The organism is Mesorhizobium sp. M7A.F.Ca.CA.001.04.2.1, assembly GCF_003998485.1.
GTDB classification, from domain to species: domain Bacteria; phylum Pseudomonadota; class Alphaproteobacteria; order Rhizobiales; family Rhizobiaceae; genus Mesorhizobium; species Mesorhizobium ciceri.
This window is the reverse complement of the sequence record NZ_RZQT01000022.1, coordinates 1-17,604: the sequence shown is the minus strand read 5'-3', so window position 1 is coordinate 17,604 and position 17,604 is coordinate 1. Positions and strand designations below refer to the sequence as shown.

At 61.6% G+C, this 17,604-nt stretch carries 10 protein-coding genes, 1 tRNA gene and 1 pseudogene; 9 read left to right on the top strand and 3 right to left on the bottom strand.

The features are described from left to right. Positions 1–95: 95 nt before the first annotated feature. On the bottom strand, positions 96–1,367 hold the full coding sequence (locus tag EN955_RS09595) for an extracellular solute-binding protein (protein ID WP_024504771.1): 1,272 nt from the start codon (positions 1,365–1,367) through the stop codon (positions 96–98). A gap of 85 nt (positions 1,368–1,452) precedes the next feature. Between EN955_RS09595 and EN955_RS09590 the strand changes: the two genes are divergently transcribed. The 8 genes and pseudogenes from EN955_RS09590 (at position 1,453) to EN955_RS09550 (ending at position 14,029) form a co-directional block, all read left to right on the top strand. Beyond that, a complete protein-coding gene (locus EN955_RS09590; RefSeq protein WP_024504770.1) occupies positions 1,453–2,346 on the top strand; it encodes a helix-turn-helix domain-containing protein in 894 nt (297 codons plus the stop codon). Positions 2,347–2,668: 322 nt separating this feature from the next. Then, positions 2,669–2,744 (top strand) — tRNA-Phe (locus EN955_RS09585). A gap of 160 nt (positions 2,745–2,904) precedes the next feature. Continuing rightward, a complete protein-coding gene (locus EN955_RS09580) occupies positions 2,905–4,092 on the top strand; it encodes an integrase arm-type DNA-binding domain-containing protein (RefSeq protein ID WP_024504769.1) in 1,188 nt (395 codons plus the stop codon). A 274-nt stretch (positions 4,093–4,366) separates the two neighbouring features. Continuing rightward, positions 4,367–5,215: pseudogene (locus tag EN955_RS09575) on the top strand (IS91 family transposase); the annotation flags it as partial. 839 nt (positions 5,216–6,054) lie between these two features. Further along, positions 6,055–9,621, top strand: a complete 3,567-nt coding sequence (locus tag EN955_RS09565; RefSeq protein ID WP_164756382.1) for an Ig-like domain-containing protein — start codon at positions 6,055–6,057, stop codon at positions 9,619–9,621. Between the two features lie 184 nt (positions 9,622–9,805). Next, entirely contained in the window at positions 9,806–11,506 is a 1,701-nt protein-coding gene (locus EN955_RS09560) for a type I secretion system permease/ATPase (protein ID WP_024503080.1), read from the top strand. Continuing rightward, on the top strand, positions 11,503–12,843 hold the full coding sequence (locus EN955_RS09555) for an HlyD family type I secretion periplasmic adaptor subunit (protein ID WP_024503081.1): 1,341 nt from the start codon (positions 11,503–11,505) through the stop codon (positions 12,841–12,843). The genes EN955_RS09560 and EN955_RS09555 overlap by 4 nt, the downstream gene beginning before the upstream one ends. A 163-nt stretch (positions 12,844–13,006) precedes the next feature. After that, positions 13,007–14,029, top strand: a complete 1,023-nt coding sequence (locus EN955_RS09550) for an IS110 family transposase (RefSeq protein WP_081714277.1) — start codon at positions 13,007–13,009, stop codon at positions 14,027–14,029. Positions 14,030–14,408: 379 nt separating this feature from the next. On the opposite strand, the gene EN955_RS09545 is transcribed toward EN955_RS09550, so the two are convergent. Both EN955_RS09545 and EN955_RS09540 read right to left on the bottom strand, forming a co-directional pair. Further along, on the bottom strand, positions 14,409–14,657 hold the full coding sequence (locus EN955_RS09545; RefSeq protein ID WP_024503083.1) for a conjugal transfer protein TraD: 249 nt from the start codon (positions 14,655–14,657) through the stop codon (positions 14,409–14,411). Position 14,658: 1 nt separating this feature from the next. After that, on the bottom strand, positions 14,659–14,985 hold the full coding sequence (locus EN955_RS09540; RefSeq protein WP_024503084.1) for a conjugal transfer protein TraD: 327 nt from the start codon (positions 14,983–14,985) through the stop codon (positions 14,659–14,661). Between the two features lie 172 nt (positions 14,986–15,157). Here EN955_RS09540 and traA point away from each other — a divergent pair. After that, on the top strand, positions 15,158–17,604 hold a 2,447-nt coding region (gene traA / locus EN955_RS09535; protein ID WP_127223410.1), incomplete at its 3' end, for a Ti-type conjugative transfer relaxase TraA.

The following is a 17,604-nucleotide window of genomic DNA, read 5'->3' as shown; positions in this document are numbered from 1 at the left end:
CGCAAACGTCTCACTCCGCTGGAGCACCCGTCATCCGTCTCGGCGCTATCGCGCCGATCCACCTTCTCCCACAAGGGGAGAAGGAGAAGCGGTGATCAAGATTTGACGGGCAGTCCGGTCGCCGCCGCGATCTGGCTTGCGGCATCGTCGAGCGCCGCCTTGGCGTCAGGATAGCCGCCGGCCAGATACTTGGTCTGCACGGCGCGGACGATGATTTCGGCGTCGCTCTGGAACTGCGTGCCGCGGCTCGGAACAACCTTCGGCAAGGTGCCGAGAATGTCCTTCCATACCGCCTGGCCGCCCCAGTAAGACAGGCCTTGTGCGACATAGGGATCGTCGAGTGCCGAGACCAGGGACGGTACCAGGCCGAACTCCTTCAGCATCGTGATCTGGCCTTCATTGGTTCCGAGCGTGTATTTCAGATAGGCGTAGGCAGCCTCCTTGTTCTTGGAAGCCGAGGTGATGGCCAGCGAGGACCCGCCGAGATTGGCGGCGCGCGGCCCGTCGGCGGTGAGGCTCGGCATCAGATAGACGCCCCATTTGCCGTTTTCGCCGGCAGATTCGGTGCGAATGGTGCCCTCATACCAGCCGCCATAGATCTGGGTGGCGACGGTGCCGGCGGTGTTGTTGGTGATCTTGGTGCCCCAGTCGGCCGACGAGATGATGCCGGCGTCCTTCATCTCCTTGACCTTGGTCATGGCATCGACGCATTTGGGCTGGTTGACCGTGATCGATTGTCCGTCCTCGGAGAAATAGGCGCAGCCCTGTTCGTTGGAGATCATGCGGAAGAATTCCGAGTCGCCGTTGAAATCGGCATTGGTCATCGAGACGCCAGGATTGGCGGACTGGATTTTCTTGCCGGCGGCGACGAAATCGTCCCAGGTCTTGATCGAAGCCGGATCGACGCCGGCCTTTTCGTAGAAATCGCGGCGATAAAAGGCGGCCACCGGGCCGGAATCCCACGGCATCGCGTAGGCCTTGTCGCCCACTTCCAACTCGGTGCGCTTGAAATCGGGGAATTTTTTCTGGTCGTCGGCTGTGTAACCGAGCGTATGCAGGTCGACGAAGCAGTCGGGGAACTGGCTCCAGTAATTCTCGGCCTCGCCGTTCTCGATGGTGACGACATCAGGCAGCCCGACGCCGCCGGCGGCGCAGCCGGCGATCGACTTGTCGTAAGTCGGCTGGTTGCCGAGATCCTGGACCGTGACCTTGACGTCGGGAAATTGCTTGTTGAAGCCGGCAATGGTCGCTTTCAGCGATGAAGCCGCGACATTCCAGCTCCAGATGGTGATTTCGCCGGATTGCGCGAAGGCCGGGGCTGAGCCCAGGGCAAGCGCGAGCGCGGCGCAGGTCATTGTGATGCGCATTGAAATCCTCCCATTTCATTTGCTCTCTCACTGTGAGCGTGGCTAGACTATGCACCGGGCAAGGCCTGTCGCCGTCAAAGGGAATATGAAATTGGCGGAAAGTAAGATGCCTGAACGGCCGTTCTACCAGCCTGGGGCCAGCAGCGTGGAAGGCCTGCCGCTGCTCCTGCAGATGTTTCACACCAATCCGTTGGTGATGCTCAAGCCGCATTGGCACGCCCAGGTCGAGGTTAATTTCATCGTGCGCGGCAGCGTGCATTACCGCATGAACGACCACGAGATTTCGCTTTCGGCCGGCGAGATGTGCCTGTTCTGGGGTGGCCTGCCGCACCAGATGGACGATTTGTCCGACGACGCCATCTATGCCGGAGCGCATCTGCCGCTGGTGCATTTCTTCCGGCTGCACCTGCCCACGGATATAAGGCACCGGCTGATGACGGGCGCAACACTGGTGACATCGGCCACCGACCAGTCCGACAACCATAATTTCGAGCGCTGGAACCGCTACGCCCGGTCCGGCGACCAGGCCAAGGCCGAACATGCCGTCAACGAATTGCTGCTGCGGCTGGAGCGAGTGCGGTTCGAGCCCTATCGGCTGGTATCCGCAACTCCGACCGACCAGGAAACAGGCAGCCCCTTTGACCAGCAATCGTCGCGGAATGTCGGACGCATGTGCGATTTCATCGCCGAAAACTTCCTCTATGACATCGATTGCGTGAACATCGCCGCGGCCGCCGACATCCATCCCAAATACGCCATGAGCCTGTTCAAGAAATCCACCGGCATGACGCTCAATGAGTATGTGAACCTGTTGCGGCTGAGCTATGCGCAGGCGCTTTTGATGCATCAGGACGCCAATGTGCTGCGTGTCGCCATGGATTCGGGTTTCGGCTCGCTCAGCGCCTTCAACAAGTCGTTCCGCAAGCTCGCCGGCATGTCGCCTTCCGATTTTCGCCGCGGCGTGACCGGCGCCAGATAGGCGATGGCGACTTGCGGGCGCCCGGTGCCGCGAGCATTGCTGCGCCTCGACCGCCCCGGCTAAAAGACATGTCACGGCGTTTCAGCCTGCAATAGCGGCACGGACAAGAATGGCGAAGGCCGGATCGTGCCATGCCGTGCGCGATTCCGGCCCACAAGCGGCATGGAAACCCGGGCGCCGCACGGCATCGCTTTTCCTGCCTGAAATCGCCACCTAGGCGCTGGACAGGCCGAATTCCCGTGCTATAACCCACGCGCTTTCAAGGGGCGCCCCACGGCGCCTCGATGAATTCCGGCCTGCGAGTTTTCGTTTGCCGGAACAGGCCCAGATAGCTCAGTTGGTAGAGCAGCGGACTGAAAATCCGCGTGTCGGTGGTTCGAATCCGCCTCTGGGCACCATTTTCCTTTCCCAGAGCTTCTCACAGCATCCCACTAGTCAATTAAACCAATGAGTTAGTCTGTCCTGGCTGCTCATGGTGACCCGCCGCGTGCCGTTGCAACGCATCAGTTTATGGGTAACGATCCGGGTGTTACCCATTACCCCGGAGGTCCGTTACCCATGTCGCTCTCCGACTTAGCCTGCAAGAACGCCAAGTCCAAAGGCAAGCCGTATCGCCTTGCTGATGGCGACGGGCTCTATCTTCTCGTCCAAAAAAACGGCTCCAAGCTCTGGCAATTGCGATACCGCTACCTGGAGAAGGAAAACATCCTCTCCTTTGGAAAATACCCGTTGGTGTCACTTCTCGACGCGAGAGGGAAGCGGGACGATGCCAAGAGATCACTAATCGCCGGCATCAACCCCTCCACCAAACGCAAGGAGGAGAAGATCGCGGCCATCACGGAAGCACGGACTACCTTCGGCCTGATCGCCGAGGAATATGTCACGCGGATGGAGGAACGGGACGCTGCGGCGGCCACCACCACCAAAACCAAGTGGCTACTCAAAGACCTGGCCAGCCCGCTGGCCAAACGTCCCATCAAAGAGATCACTGCGGCGGAAATACTCCAACTTCTCCAGAAGATCGAAAGGAGCGGCCGACGGGAAACAGCGCGACGCTTGCGCGGCGTGATCGGGAGCGTCTTCCGGTTGGCGATTGTCACCCTGCGGGCAGAGACCGACCCAACCCTGCCCCTCCGCGGTGCTCTCCAGCCGCCTAAAGCCAATGGTCGTGCCGCTATCACCGATGAAAAGAAATTCGGTCAGCTCCTGGTGGCAATCGATGAGTACGATGGCTGGCCGACTCTCAAAGCTGCTCTCCAGTTCCTCGCCCTGACCTGCGTCCGTCCCGGCGAGGTGCGGGGGGCGACCCGCGCCGAATTCGACCAAGAGAAGGCTGTCTGGCACATCCCGGCCGAGCGCATGAAGATGCGTGCTCCGCATGATGTGCCACTGTCCAAGCAGTCGCTCCGGATCCTGGGAGAAGTCTGGCCCCTTTCTGAGCGCGGCGGCCTGGTTTTTCCTTCGATCCGCTCGACCAAGCGTCCGCTTTCCGAGAACGCCATGAATGCCGCGCTACGGCGTATGGGCTACCGAAAGGACGAGGTGACCGCCCATGGCTTTCGGGTGACTGCCAGCACCATCCTCAACGCCCGCAAATACGATCCAGACGTAATTGAGGCGGTACTGGCGCACCAAGACAAGAACGCCATTCGGCGGACCTACAACCGCGCGACCTATTGGGAGCAACGCGTGACGCTGATGCACGAGTGGGGAGATTTGCTAGACGCCCTAAAGGCGCACCGTTAGTTCGCATTTCACGGTAGGGCCGCTGTTTTCCGGGTTGGCGCGATCACCGCCGGCATAAGTACTTAAGCTGCTCACTTGGCAGCAACCTAGCGTTCAGCGGGCTAATCGGACTCGTCGGCTCTTTTGCATCCGAATCCTGCCCGGTCCGGCGACCCACAAATCGGGAATGGCCATTGTCCTCCAGAATCGTCATTCCTACGCACTTCAAACTTAGATTACGCGGTCAGGCAACTTACTGCTTTCCGAAGCTCCTTCCGCTTCCAAGGCCAACGCCTGCACGGACTGCGGATATTGGCGTGTCGCCTACAACAGCTGCCGCAACCGGCACTGTCCGAAGTGCCAGGGCGCCGCCGCGCGCACCTGGCTTGCCGAGCGTGAGGCCGACCTGCTGCCGGTCGGCTACTTCCATGTCGTGTTCACGCTGCCGGCCGAGGTCGCCGACATTGCGTTCCAGAACAAGGCGCTGGTCTACGATCTGCTGTTCAAGCGGCGTCGGAGACGATGCTGACCATCGCTGCGGATCCCAAGCACCTCGGCGCACACATCGGCATCACCGCCGTGCTCCACACCTGGGGATCGGCGATGACGCATCATCCGCATGTCCACATGATCGTGCCGGGCGGCGGCATCGCGCCGGACGGAAGTCGCTGGGTCTCGTCGCGACCGGCCTTCCCTTCCGGTGCGCGTGCTTGGGGCGCTGTTCCGCCGGCTCTTCCTCACCCGGCTGATCGCGCTGCACGATGCCGGCCGGCTCGCCTTCTTCGGGTCGATCGCACACCTCACTGATCGCCGAGCATTCCTGCGCCACCTTGCTCCCGTCCGGAAGAAGCGCTGGGTGGTCTACGCCAAGGCGCCGTTCGCAGGACCGGAGGCCGTGCTCGCCTATCTGTCCCGCTACACCCATCGGGTCGCGATCTCGAACAGCCGCCTGATCGCATTCGACAAGAACAGTGTCACCTTCCGTTACAAGGATTATCGCCGCGACGGCGCCGATCGCCAGCAGGTCATGATGCTTGGCCCCGACGAGTTCATCCGCCGCTTCCTGCTCCATGTGTTGCCGCGAGGCTTCCACCGCATCCGGCACTACGGGCTGCTCGCCGGCTCCGCCCGCAAAGCCAGTCTCGCGCTCGCCCGGGAACTGCTGAACGTCGCCGCGCCGCCCGATGACGACACACCAGGCGAACCCGAGGACTTCCGCCCGTCCGGCCACACCCAGACAGTCTCACGCCGAGAGGCAACGAAGTGGACTGTCGGCACCCATGTCGACTCTTCCCAGAGGCGGTCGTGCCATCGCCGACATCAGCCAAACTCCGAAATCCCCATGGACATCGACTGTGGCCCACGGGTTCCTGCATGAGAGGCTTTCGTCCGCCTGACGGTACCCGAAACCCTTCCCAATGTCGGACACGCACGCCGACGTGCCATTTCCCGAAAGCGGACGATTGCGGCCGGCAAACCGGAGGTCTTGGTTGCCCACAGCGGCGTTCAAAGGGGTTTCAGGATGAAACCTGATGACGGCTTGGAGCCTATCCCCGTCCTGGAGACCGATGCATTAGGGGTGCCGAAGTACAATTTAGATGCATGACGTACAAGTACGCATACTGTCGTTAACCCTTCATTCGATTGGAGGTTGACGCAGCCTTTGGCAAAGTTAATAATATGCTAATGTAGTGGTAGCGCAAATTACCTCGTGACCGGCAACAACGGGTTAGGCGCTACTGGGGCAGGGGAAACGCAGCGCGGTTATATGTAGCCGCTGCAGCCATCACCACCGGAGCCACCGCCTGTCTGTAACCGCTCTTATAAGGCGCGCCGTTCACGGGCCGGGTTGTCGCATTGCGCCTGGTTGCATGGCTATTCTCTCCCGTTGGACTGGGTGCCGACTCTTTCGGCATGGGGTAATCAGCCGTCAAGGACGGCAAACAGGCGGACGCTGGGTGCGTCTGTCCGCAGGGGGTAGCAATGGCTTCGACTGTCGGCACGAGCAGCAACGACAATCTGGTTGGCGGCAGCGGAGATGACATGCTCTCCGGGGGTGCTGGAAACGACCGCCTGAATGGCGGATCGGGCGATGATATCCTCAATGGTGGTAGCGGTTTCGATACGGTGCTTGGCGGATCGGGATCGGACATCCTGATCTACAAGGCCTTCGAGAACCAATATTGGCTGGGTAGCACATTCACGAGTTCCACGCTGACAACAACCGGTGCAACGCTCTATTCCGGAACAGACCAGACCACCGATGGAACTGTGCCCACTCAGACGTTGCTCGGCGGAAGTGCTTTTACAGGCTACGACTCTTACGACGGTGGAAACGGCGCGGTGCAGCTCGGCAAAGCTGGGTCCACGCCGGACGCCGACACTTTGCAGATATGGCTCAGTGCGGCCCAACTGAGCGATGCCGCGATCACGGCAGAGATTGCATACTTCAAGAACGTTTGGCTTCCGGCGCATATCAGCGCACAAACTGCCCAGGCCGACAGCTCTGTCTACACCTTCAAGACGCTTGATCTCAAGGTCACTGGTGTTGAGAAAGTTGTGGTTCTCGATGGCGCCGGACATGTTCCTGTAGCGGTCAACATTGTCGATGCTGCCTTAAGTGATAGCGATAACAGCTCGGTCGTGACGTTCACATTCACTGGCCCGGTGACGGGCTTCACTGCGGCCGATGTTACGGCGTCTCACGGCACGCTGACTGATTTTGTGATAATTGATGCTTCGCACTATACGGCGAAGTTCACGGCAGCAGACGGTTTTGATGGCATTGGGTCCGTTTCGATAACGGCCGGCAGTTACACCGATACTGCCGGCAATACCGGTGCTGGTGGTAGCGATACGGTTGCCATCGACACCTCGGCGGACCTGGGTGCGCCGCTGACGCTGTCGATCACCGACACGACGATCAACAATTCGGAGAAGACCGCGGTTGCCTTCACGGTCTCCGGGATCGACGCGGATGTGGCCGGCGCGGATGCGACGGTGACCTTCAGCGACGGCGTCCTGGCACACAATGTGACGGTTCTCGCCTCGGCGGGCACGGTCGATCTGTCGGGCATGAATGACGGGCCGATCAGCTCGGTGCTCCACGTCACCGACGATGCCGGCAACACGGCCTCGGCCAACGGCGCCGCCATCGACCTCGACACCTCGGCGCCATCCGTTGTGATCACGGACGACGAGCCTGGCACCGCCAACATTGCGGGCGGCAACGTTGTCTACACCTTCCAGTTTAGCGAGGCGGTAACCGGCTTTGATGCTAGTGACGTCGCAGTCACAAACGGCACCAAGGGCATGTTCACCGCAATCGATGCCGATACCTACACACTGGCCGTGACGCCGAACGCGGGCTTTACAGGCAATATGACCGTCAATGTAGTGGCGGCTGCCGCCCTTGACGCTGCGGGTAACAGTAGCACGGCAGCGGCGCAATCTGTGCAGGCGGTGGACACCGTCGTCCCGACGGTTGTGATCGGGATCAACGACACCGCACTCACGACCGGCGATGTCGCAACAGTGACCTTTACCTTCAGTGAAGTACCGTCGAACTTCTCTGCTGCAGACGTGAGCTATGACACCACGAGCGCAACCCTGGGCGCAATCACGCCAACGGGCGATCCAAAGGTCTTCACTGCCACTCTAACACCGATCGCGTCGATCAATGATGCTACCAACGTGATCACCGTCGGCACTTCCTGGCAAGACCCAGCGGGTAATGCCCCAGCGGCCACAACCAACTCGGTCAACTATACTGTCAACACCGCCGATGCGCCGCCGACAGTGGTCATAACATCGGACAACAACGGTTCGAAACCTACGGTTACATTTACTTTTAGCGAAGCGGTTACGGGTTTTGGTCTCAGCGACCTCCAGATTGTCGGAGCAACCGTCGATGGACCGATCATTCACGTAGGGATGACCGGTGGCCATGACATTTACACGCTGGCTCTTAAGGGCGCGTCTGGAGGGGGGTCGCACACTATTAGCGTGATAAGTAGCGGCACGGGCTCGTCATTCTGGACAGACTCTACCGGACATGGCGGCATAGGAAGCCCGATATTCAGTTTGCCCGCTGGTGTTGCTGGTGAGCCCATTAACCTCGCGCTGACCGACCCGTCGGACGGCCAGGCCGTCACCGTTATTGTGAAGGGCGTGCCTTCCGGCTGGACCATCGACGGCGCGACGCAGAACGCAGACGGGTCCTGGACTGTGCAGTCCAGCGCCGTCCACGAGCTGACGGCTACCACGCCGGCCGATTTCGCCGGCGCGGCGGTGCTCGACGTTCAAATGACCTGGACTAATGCCGACGGCACGACGGGCAGCATGTCGGTTGCCGACAATGTCGAGGCCTATGCGCCGGGCTCGCCGATCTTCGCCTGGTCGGGCGACGACGTGCTCACCGGCTCCAGCGGCAATGATCTGTTCGTCTTCTCGCAGCCGATCGGCAACGACACCGTGCACAGCTTCGATGCTGCCGCCGATCAGGTCGACCTCGTCGGCTATTCCGGCTTCCAGAGCTTTGCCGACGTCCAGGCGCATACCGCGGACGACGCCAGCGGCAATGCGGTGATCACGCTGGGCGACGGGCAGTCGATCACATTGGAAGGCGTGCATTCCTCCGCGCTCGGCGCCGGCAATTTCGTCTTCGACCAGACGCCGGCGGTCAACAATGCCGGAACCATGACCATCGGCGACGGCGCGCTGCTGCCGCTGAGCGGCACGGTCAACAACAGCGGCGTCATCTCGCTGAACTCGACCAGCGGCGAAACCCTGCTGCAGGTCATCCAGCATGGCGTGACGCTGCAGGGTGGGGGGCAGCTCGAGCTCTCCGACAGTGCGTTCAACGTCATCTCCGGAACCGGTCCGGACGTCACCCTGATCAATATTGACAACACGATCTCGGGCGCCGGCCAGTTGGGCAATGGCATGCTCGGCCTCGACAACAGGGGCACCATCATCGCTTCGGGCACCAATGCGCTCGTCATCGATACCGGCGGCAGTGTCGTCGCCAATTCCGGCACACTGGAGGCGACCGGTTCGGGCGGCCTGATCGTCGCCGGCGGGATCGCGAATTCCGGAATGCTCTCGGCCAATGGCGGCAACATCGTCATCCACGGTGAAGTCACCGGCGACGGCGATGCCACTATCGGCAACCTGTCGAAGCTGGAATTCGGCGCAGCGTCGTCGACGGATGTCACCTTCGCGCAGAACGCGGCCGGCACGCTGGAGCTCGATGACTCCTTTGACTACAGCGGACGGATCGGCGGCATCACCAACGACGACAAGCTGGACCTCAACGACGTCTTGTTCGGCACCGGCACGACGGTTGCCTATCAGGCGAGCCAGGACGGCAGCGGCGGCACGTTGACGGTCTCCGACGGCGCCCACAATGCAACGCTGCATTTGCTCGGCACCTATGATGCAAACGGCTTCAGGCTTGCCGATGACGGCGAAGGCCATACCGTCGTCACCTACAATCCGGAGTTCACGCTGACTGGCGTAGCCGGGGGAACAAGCGAGTTCGCTGCGTGACAGAAAGAGAGCGAGCCCGCAATCATGCGCGGCTAGCCCGGTTTCTCAGCCGGCCTAGCGTTTAGCTTACGAATTAAGGTTTACGGAAGGTTTACGTGCAGATCGGGTGGCCGGTTGAGGGATCGGGAGTAGTATCGGGTCCGGGCATGCATTTTGGACAGGGGGCGGTTCTCCGTTGGGTATTTTGGGTCTCGACAGCAAATCCAAGGTGGTGAGGGAAGCGCTTCGCGCCTGCCGCCGCTATTTCCTGTTTGCGGCGGCGTTCAGCCTAGCGATCAACCTGCTTTATCTCGCATCCCCGCTCTACATGCTGCAGATCTACGACCGGGTGGTCACCAGCGGCAGCGAGACCACGCTGGTGATGCTCACCCTGGTGTTGCTTGCCGCTTTCCTGGCGCTCGCCGGTCTCGACCTCGTACGCGCCGCTATCCTAACGCGCGCCAGCGCGCGGCTCGACCGTTTGCTTTCGGCGAAGATCCTGGCGGCCTCCGTCGAGAGGCCATCGCTAGGCGCCTCGCAAAGCCAGCCGATCCGGGATTTCGACACGTTCCGCCAGGTGATCACCGGCAGCGGCATCCACGCACTGTTCGACCTGCCGTGGTCGCCGATCTATATCGGCATCATCTTCCTTCTTCATCCATGGCTCGGCTTCTTCGCGCTCGGTTCCTCGCTGCTCTTGATCGCCATGGCTGTGCTCAACGAATACATCGTGCGAGTGCCGCTGAAGCAGGCCAACGATCTCGCCACGGCCAATTACAATTTCACCGAAATGAGCCTGAGAAACGCGGAAGTCGTTCGCGCCATGGGCATGATCGACGGCCTCGTCCGCCGCTGGGGACGCGACCGCGGCCTGGCGCTGCAGCAGCAGGGGCAGGCCAGCGACCGGGCCGCACTCATGTCCGGGGTTATCCGCTTCCTGCGCCTCACCATGCAGTCGCTGATTCTGGGCCTTGGTGCCTATCTGGTGATCGAGCGGCAGATCACCGGCGGTTCGATGTTTGCGGCGAGCCTTCTTCTAGGCAGGGGGCTGCAGCCTGTCGAGCAGATCGTCGGCCTTTGGCGCAGCCTGATCCTGGCGCGGGCTGCTCTCGGCAGGACCGAGAAGCTGCTTGACGGCGGCGCGCAAGGGGAACGCTCGTTTAGCCTTCCCAAGCCCACCGGCAAGATCGCCGTCGAACAGCTCAGTTTCGCCATTCCAAGCCTGCAGAAGGTGCTGTTGCGCGATGTCTCGTTCAAGCTCGAGGCCGGCGAGGCCCTGGGCATCGTTGGTCCTTCCGGCGCCGGCAAGTCGACGCTTGCCCGTCACCTCGCCGGAATCATGCAGCCGAGTCGGGGCACGGTCAGGCTGGACGGCGCTGACATGACGCAATGGGGAAGGGAGGCGCTCGGCGACCATATTGGCTACCTCCCACAGGACATCGAGCTCTTTTCCGAAAGCGTGGCTGCCAATATCGGGCGCTTCAAAATCGATGTCGACCGCGAAGTGATCGAGGCGGCCCGGCTCGCCGGCGTGCATGAGATGATCATCCGCTTGCCGCAAGGCTATGAGACGCAGATCGGCGAAGGCGGCGCGGTGCTGTCGGGCGGTTACCGGCAGCGCATCGCGCTTGCCCGAGCTGTCTTCGGAACGCCAAACCTCATCGTTCTCGACGAGCCGAGTTCCAACCTTGACGCCGACGGTGATCGTGCGCTCGCGGAGTGCGCGCTGGAACTCAAGCGTCGTGGAAGCACGGTGATCATCGTGTCGCACAGGCCTTCGACGCTGGCCAATGTCGACAAGATCCTGCTCCTCAGGGACGGCGGGGTCGAGGCCTTCGGCATGAGGAACGAGATCGTGGCGCTGCTCAACCAGCGCGCCGCGCCGATTGCAGTGGCAACCCAATGACTGACATCGCGGCCACCTATCACAGCCTGTCCGGCGCCGAAGACGCGAGCGCCAACCCGGATTCGATCCGGGGCCCGGTCTTGGTCGGGCTGCTTATCATTCTTGTCTTCTTCGGTGTGTTCGGCGGCTGGGCGGCGATAGCACCGCTCAATGGCGCGGTGCTTGCCGACGCGGTGGTGAAAGTCGAGGGTAACCGCAAGAGCGTGCAGCACTTCGATGGTGGCACGGTGAAGGAAATCCGCGTCAAGGACGGCGATATCGTCAAAGCCGGCGATATGCTGGTCATGCTCGACGACACCCGCGCCCGCTCCGAGTTCAACCTCTATTCTCAACAATATGCGCTGCTGCGCGCAACGGATGCTCGTATCCGCGCCGAACTCGACGGCAGCGAGGCGGTCGCCTTCCCCAAGGATATTTCCGCCGAGCACCAAGGCTATCTGCAGGACGCGATGGCCAACCAGATCACCGACCTCGAGAGCCAGCGCGCCTCGATGGCTGGCGCAAAGCAGATCCTACAGAAGCGGATAGCCGAACTGGACGAGCAAATCGACGGCAAACAGGCACGCGTCGAGTCTTTTCGCGCGCAGCTCAAGTCCACGATCGACGAAAAGGCGGGCCTCAACAAATTGCTGAAGGCCGGGCTGACGACGCGCACGCGCATCCTGGAACTCGACCGTTCCGCCTCCGACCTGCAGGGCCTCATTGACCAGGCGCTTGGCGAAATTGCCGGCAACCGCCAGAGCAAGGCCGAGTTGGAAAGCCAGATCGCGCAGCTCACCAACGAACGGCGCGCAAAACTCTCGGCAATGCTGATCGACACGCAATCGAATCTCGCCGACCTGGTACCGAAGATGTTTGCCGCGCAGGCGACCGTGGACCGCGCCGAAGTGCGCGCTCCCTACGACGGCCAGGTGATGGATTTGACCATCTTCTCGACTGGCGCGGTCGTCTCCCCGGGCCAGACCATCCTCGACATCGTGCCGACCAGGAATTCGCTGATCGTCCAAACGCAGGTCCGGGTTGAGGACATATCCAGCCTGCGCGCCGACATGACGGCCGAGGTTCGCTTCACCTCCTACAAGCAGCGCACGACGCCCGTCATCCACGGCCGTGTCACCCACATCTCCGCGGACCGGATCACCGATCCCAAAACTGGCTTTCCTTACTATGTCGCCGACATTGCCGTAGATCAGCAGGAACTCGCCGCCGCACCGCAGATCCAGCTCTATCCAGGCATGCCGGCCTCCGTGATGATCGTGACCGAGAAACGCACGGCGCTGGACTACATTCTTGGACCACTGACGACGTCTTTGCACACAGCGTTCCGGCAGAAGTAGACAACGCGTCGTCAGACTGCATCCAGGTGGGCTTTGGCTGATGCGAATGTACGCTTTTTGGCCCGAGCATGCTGAAAGCCGATGTTCCGCTTATGATGCGGTGGACGGCTCTCCTCCCGCCCTGCGGTATGATCGTTGGGCCAGAAGCTGGAGGAGATCTATGATGGGCAACGTTACGACGATTGGTCTGGATATTGCGAAGTCAGTGTTTCAAATCCACGGGGTGGATGCGGCGAGTGAGGTTGTCGTTCGCAGGAAGCTGACGCGTGGGCGCGTGATGGCATTCTTCGAGAGCCTGCCACGTTGCCTGGTCGGTATCGAAGCCTGCAGCTCGTCGCATTATTGGGCTCGCGAGCTAATCGCACGTGGTCACGATGTGAGGTTACTGCCGGCACAATATGTGAAGCCTTATCTGAAGCGGCAGAAGAATGATGCCGCAGATGCAGAGGCGATCTGCGAGGCGGTCACTCGGCCGACCATGCGCTTCGTGCCTGTGAAATCACCCGAGCAGCAAAGTGTGATGATGCTACACCGGGTCCGGTTGATGCTCAACCGCCAGCGCACGCAGATATCGAACGCGTTGCGGGCACACCTATCCGAGTTCGGGATCGTAGCGCCGATCGGGCGGAATGGGATTGAGCAACTGCTCGTGGTCGTCAACGACGAGAACGAGACCAGGATACCAGCTGACGCGCGGCTATGCCTTCGCATGCTTGAGGCGCAGCTCAGGGTCGTGAAGAAACAGATCCTCGAAAACGATCGTAGGGTTCGGGCGAATGCGCGTGAGACCGAGCTTGGTCGCAGGTTGATGGAAATCCCAGGCGTCGGCCCGCTGCTGGCAAGTGCATTCGTGGCTACGGTCGCCGATGCGCATGCGTTCAAGTCGGGGCGCTGTCTATCGGCATGGATCGGACTCGTGCCGAAGCAGAACTCGAGCGGGGGGAAGGAGAGGCTCGGCAGTATCTCCAAGGCCGGCAATCGGTACTTGCGGCAGTTGCTCGTGGTGGGTGCGATGGCGGTCATCCGCTATGCCGAGCGCAACGGTACCAGGAGGCCATGGCTCGTGCAGTTGATGGCGCGGCGAACAGCCAAGGTTGCGGCGGTTGCGTTGGCCAACAAGACCGCCCGGATGGTCTGGGCACTGATGACGAACAGTGAGCGCTACAGGGAGCCGGTCATCGCATAGAACAAGATAAGGCGAGCGATCGCTGACGAGGTTGGAAAGGGCGGACAGGAGCTAATGCACAAAGCCGGTTGATACCGCCGGATCAGGAAAACCCACTGGGGCCGTGCACCTCGAGTGCGAGCTTACGATCGGGACCTGAGACGCGCGAATGGCATTATGGCCAGCGGCACATGATAGGCCGCACCTACAGGTCGGATACATGGCCGCACCAACCAGCAAAGGCAAAGCTCAAAGAATCCCTTGCCAACGGAGAGCCGTCCATACAGGGCCCCGTCGAGACCTTCGAGATTCTAGAACCTAAAATCGACTGCCGGAGCAAAGCGGGCGGCGCTACGATATTTGAAGTCTCCGCGCCGCCCGCCGCGCGTGCCAAACACCGCTACGTTCGCTGGCCCTTTTTCTCCTCATGCTGTTCCGCATTGAACGCCTGCTTTCCCCTCACAGCCCATAAGTCGCGCGAATGCTTGCCTTCATCGCTCTGCAGCTTGGCGGCGATCCAGAGCATCGCTCCGTAGATTACGGCGCGATCGTCGTTGGCCAACTCAACAATGCCTGCTTTAACAACGAGCCCGCCAAGCTCGATCAGATGTCGGGTCCGCTTGCGGCGCTCGACCTGCCAGGTGCGCATGTCATTGCGAGCCAGTGCCGCTTGCAGGCAATTGTGAGCTGCCCGGTTGCGCTGAAGCGCCACGAAGATTGCGCTGAGATGGCGGAGCAGTTCGCCGCGACCGGCTATCGAAAAACATCACCCCACGCTTGGCCCATGCCTCACGCTTTGCGGTGTCTGTCGTTTCGGCGATTGCGACCAGCGCGCCAGCCAGCTCGTCGGTGCTGAGTTGATCGGCGCCGGTGGCGATGACCAGTTCGCCAAGCTGCTGCACCTTTCGCGTTTTGAGTTCTCGCGCTTTTTCTTCCAGCGCCTTCAGATCTGCGTCGAAGTCCCGTGGTTTGCGCATGGCTGCCTCCATCGATTGGCGATGCGGCGATGATAGGCGAGCGACCGCCGGAAGGCTTCAGGGTTGCCGAGACAGCCCGGGACGGGCTGGTCCATCCCGAGAATTTTTCGAGGGAGGGCGCGCTTATACGTCGTGCCGACGTGCGCTTTGCCGTGCAAATGATCTGGTCGCGATGGCGATCTATCATCTTCACGTCAAGGTCATTGGCCGCAAGGCAGGGAGCAGCGCTGTGGCGTCGGCCGCCTACCGTTCGGCTTCGCGGCTGCATGACGAGCGGATCGAACGCACGCATGACTTCTCGGCCAAGCGCGGTGTCGTCCATTCCGAGGTGATGTTGCCGGAGGATGCACCGGAGGCCTGGCGCGACCGCGAGAGGCTGTGGAACGATGTCGAGGCGTTCGAGCTGCGCAAGGATGCGCAGCTGGCCCGCGAGGTGGAGTTTGCCCTCCCGCGTGAACTCAGCCAGGCGCAAGGCATCGAACTGGCGCGCGACTTTGTACAAGTCGAGTTTGTCAGCAAGGGCATGGTTGCCGATCTCAATGTGCACTGGGACAGGGCAGAGGATGGCAGCCCCAAGCCGCATGCTCATGTCATGCTGACCATGCGGTCCGTGGACGAAGATGGCTTTGGCGCAAAAGTGCGCGACTGGAATGCTACCCAGATGGTCGAACGCTGGCGCGAGCGATGGGCGGAGCTTGCCAATGAGCGCCTGGCCGAACTCGACATAGACGCCCGCATCGATCATCGCAGTCTGGAAGCACAGGGTATTGTCCTGGAGCCGCAAACCCAGATTGGCGCACCGGCTCAACGCATTCAGGGCGGTGGCACTGACGCCGCCGACATTGAAGCAGATCGCGCCCAGCTGCACCGCGAAATCGCGCGCAACAATGGCGCGCGCATCATCGCGGATCCGTCCGTGGCGCTGGTGGCAATCACGCATCAGCAGTCGACCTTCACCCGAAAGGACATGGCAAAATTCTCGCATCGCCACAGCGACGGGATGGAGCAGTTCAACGCGGTCATGGCAGCCATCGGCAACTCACCCGATCTGGTCGAACTCGGCAAGGACGGACGCGGCGAAGATCGGTTCACCACCCGGCAGATGATCGAGACCGAACAGTGCCTGCATCGCGCGGCGGAACGCATGGCCGGCGAGGAGCGTCACGCGGTGAGTGACGCACAGCGCGAGGCAGCTTTGGCACGGGCAGCACAACGCGGGCTTGTCCTGTCGGACGAGCAGACCGATGCACTGGATCACATCACCGATGGGCGCGGTCTTGGTGTCGTCGTCGGCTTTGCCGGAACGGGGAAGAGCGCCATGCTGGGCGTTGCACGCCAGGCATGGGCGGCAGCGGGCTATGAGGTTAAAGGCGCCGCACTCTCAGGCATTGCGGCCGAGAATCTGGAAGGCGGATCAGGCATCCCGTCTCGCACGATCGCCAGTATGGAACACGGTTGGGGACAGGGTCGCGATCTGCTCACTGCGCGCGACGTGCTCGTGATCGACGAGGCCGGCATGGTCGGCACGCGCCAGTTGGAGCGCGTGCTCTCCCATGCGGCGGACGTTGGGGCGAAGGTCGTCCTTGTTGGTGATCCCCAGCAGTTGCAGGCGATCGAAGCCGGTGCTGCATTCCGCTCGATTCACGAGCGTCATGGCGGCGTCGAAATCGGCCAGGTGCGCCGGCAGCGCGAGGACTGGCAACGCGATGCCACGCGCGATCTGGCGACCGGCAGGATCGGCGCCGCGATCAGTGCATACGACGCGCAAGGCATGGTGCATCAGGCCGCGACGCGCGATGACGCGCGAGCTGAACTCGTCGAGCGCTGGGATCGTGACAGGCAGGCGCATCCAGAGGCAAGCCGGATCATTCTCACACACACAAACGACGAGGTGCGCGCCCTAAACCAGGCAGCGCGCGAGCGCATGCGCATTGCCGGCGATCTCGGCGACGAAGTGCAAGTGACTGTCGAACGCGGCCCAAGAAACTTCGCAGGCGGCGACCGTGTCATGTTCCTGCGCAACGAGCGCGGGCTCGGCGTCAAGAACGGCACGCTTGGTGTGATCGAACAGGTCAGCACACAGAGCATGGCCGTGCGCACCGACGACGGCAGGTCGGTGCGCTTTGACCTGAAAAACTATGCCCTCATTGACCACGGCTATGCCGCGACCATCCACAAGGCTCAGGGCATGACAGTTGACCGCACCCATGTGCTTGCTACGCCAGGCATGGATGCACACGGGAGCTACGTCGCCCTGTCCCGCCATCGAGATGGCATGGATCTGCACTACGGCACCGATGACTTTGCCACACGCGACCGGCTGGTCCGTACGCTGTCACGCGACCGCTCCAAGGACATGGCATCCGACTATGAGCAAGCCGACCCGGCGCAAAGCTATGCCGAGAGGCACGGCATCACCTTCCGACAGCGTGTGGTCCAGATCGTGCGTCGCATCGTTCCGGAGAAGCTGCGCGACAGCATCGGCGGGTTACTCGACGGATTGCGCTCGCCTGGCGACGCCGAGCCCGGCCAGGAACGCGGGCGGCCGGGAAAGGAAGATATTGGAGCGCAGATCGGAGATGCGGGCCCAGCACCTGGAAGAGAGGCATCCGCCAAGGG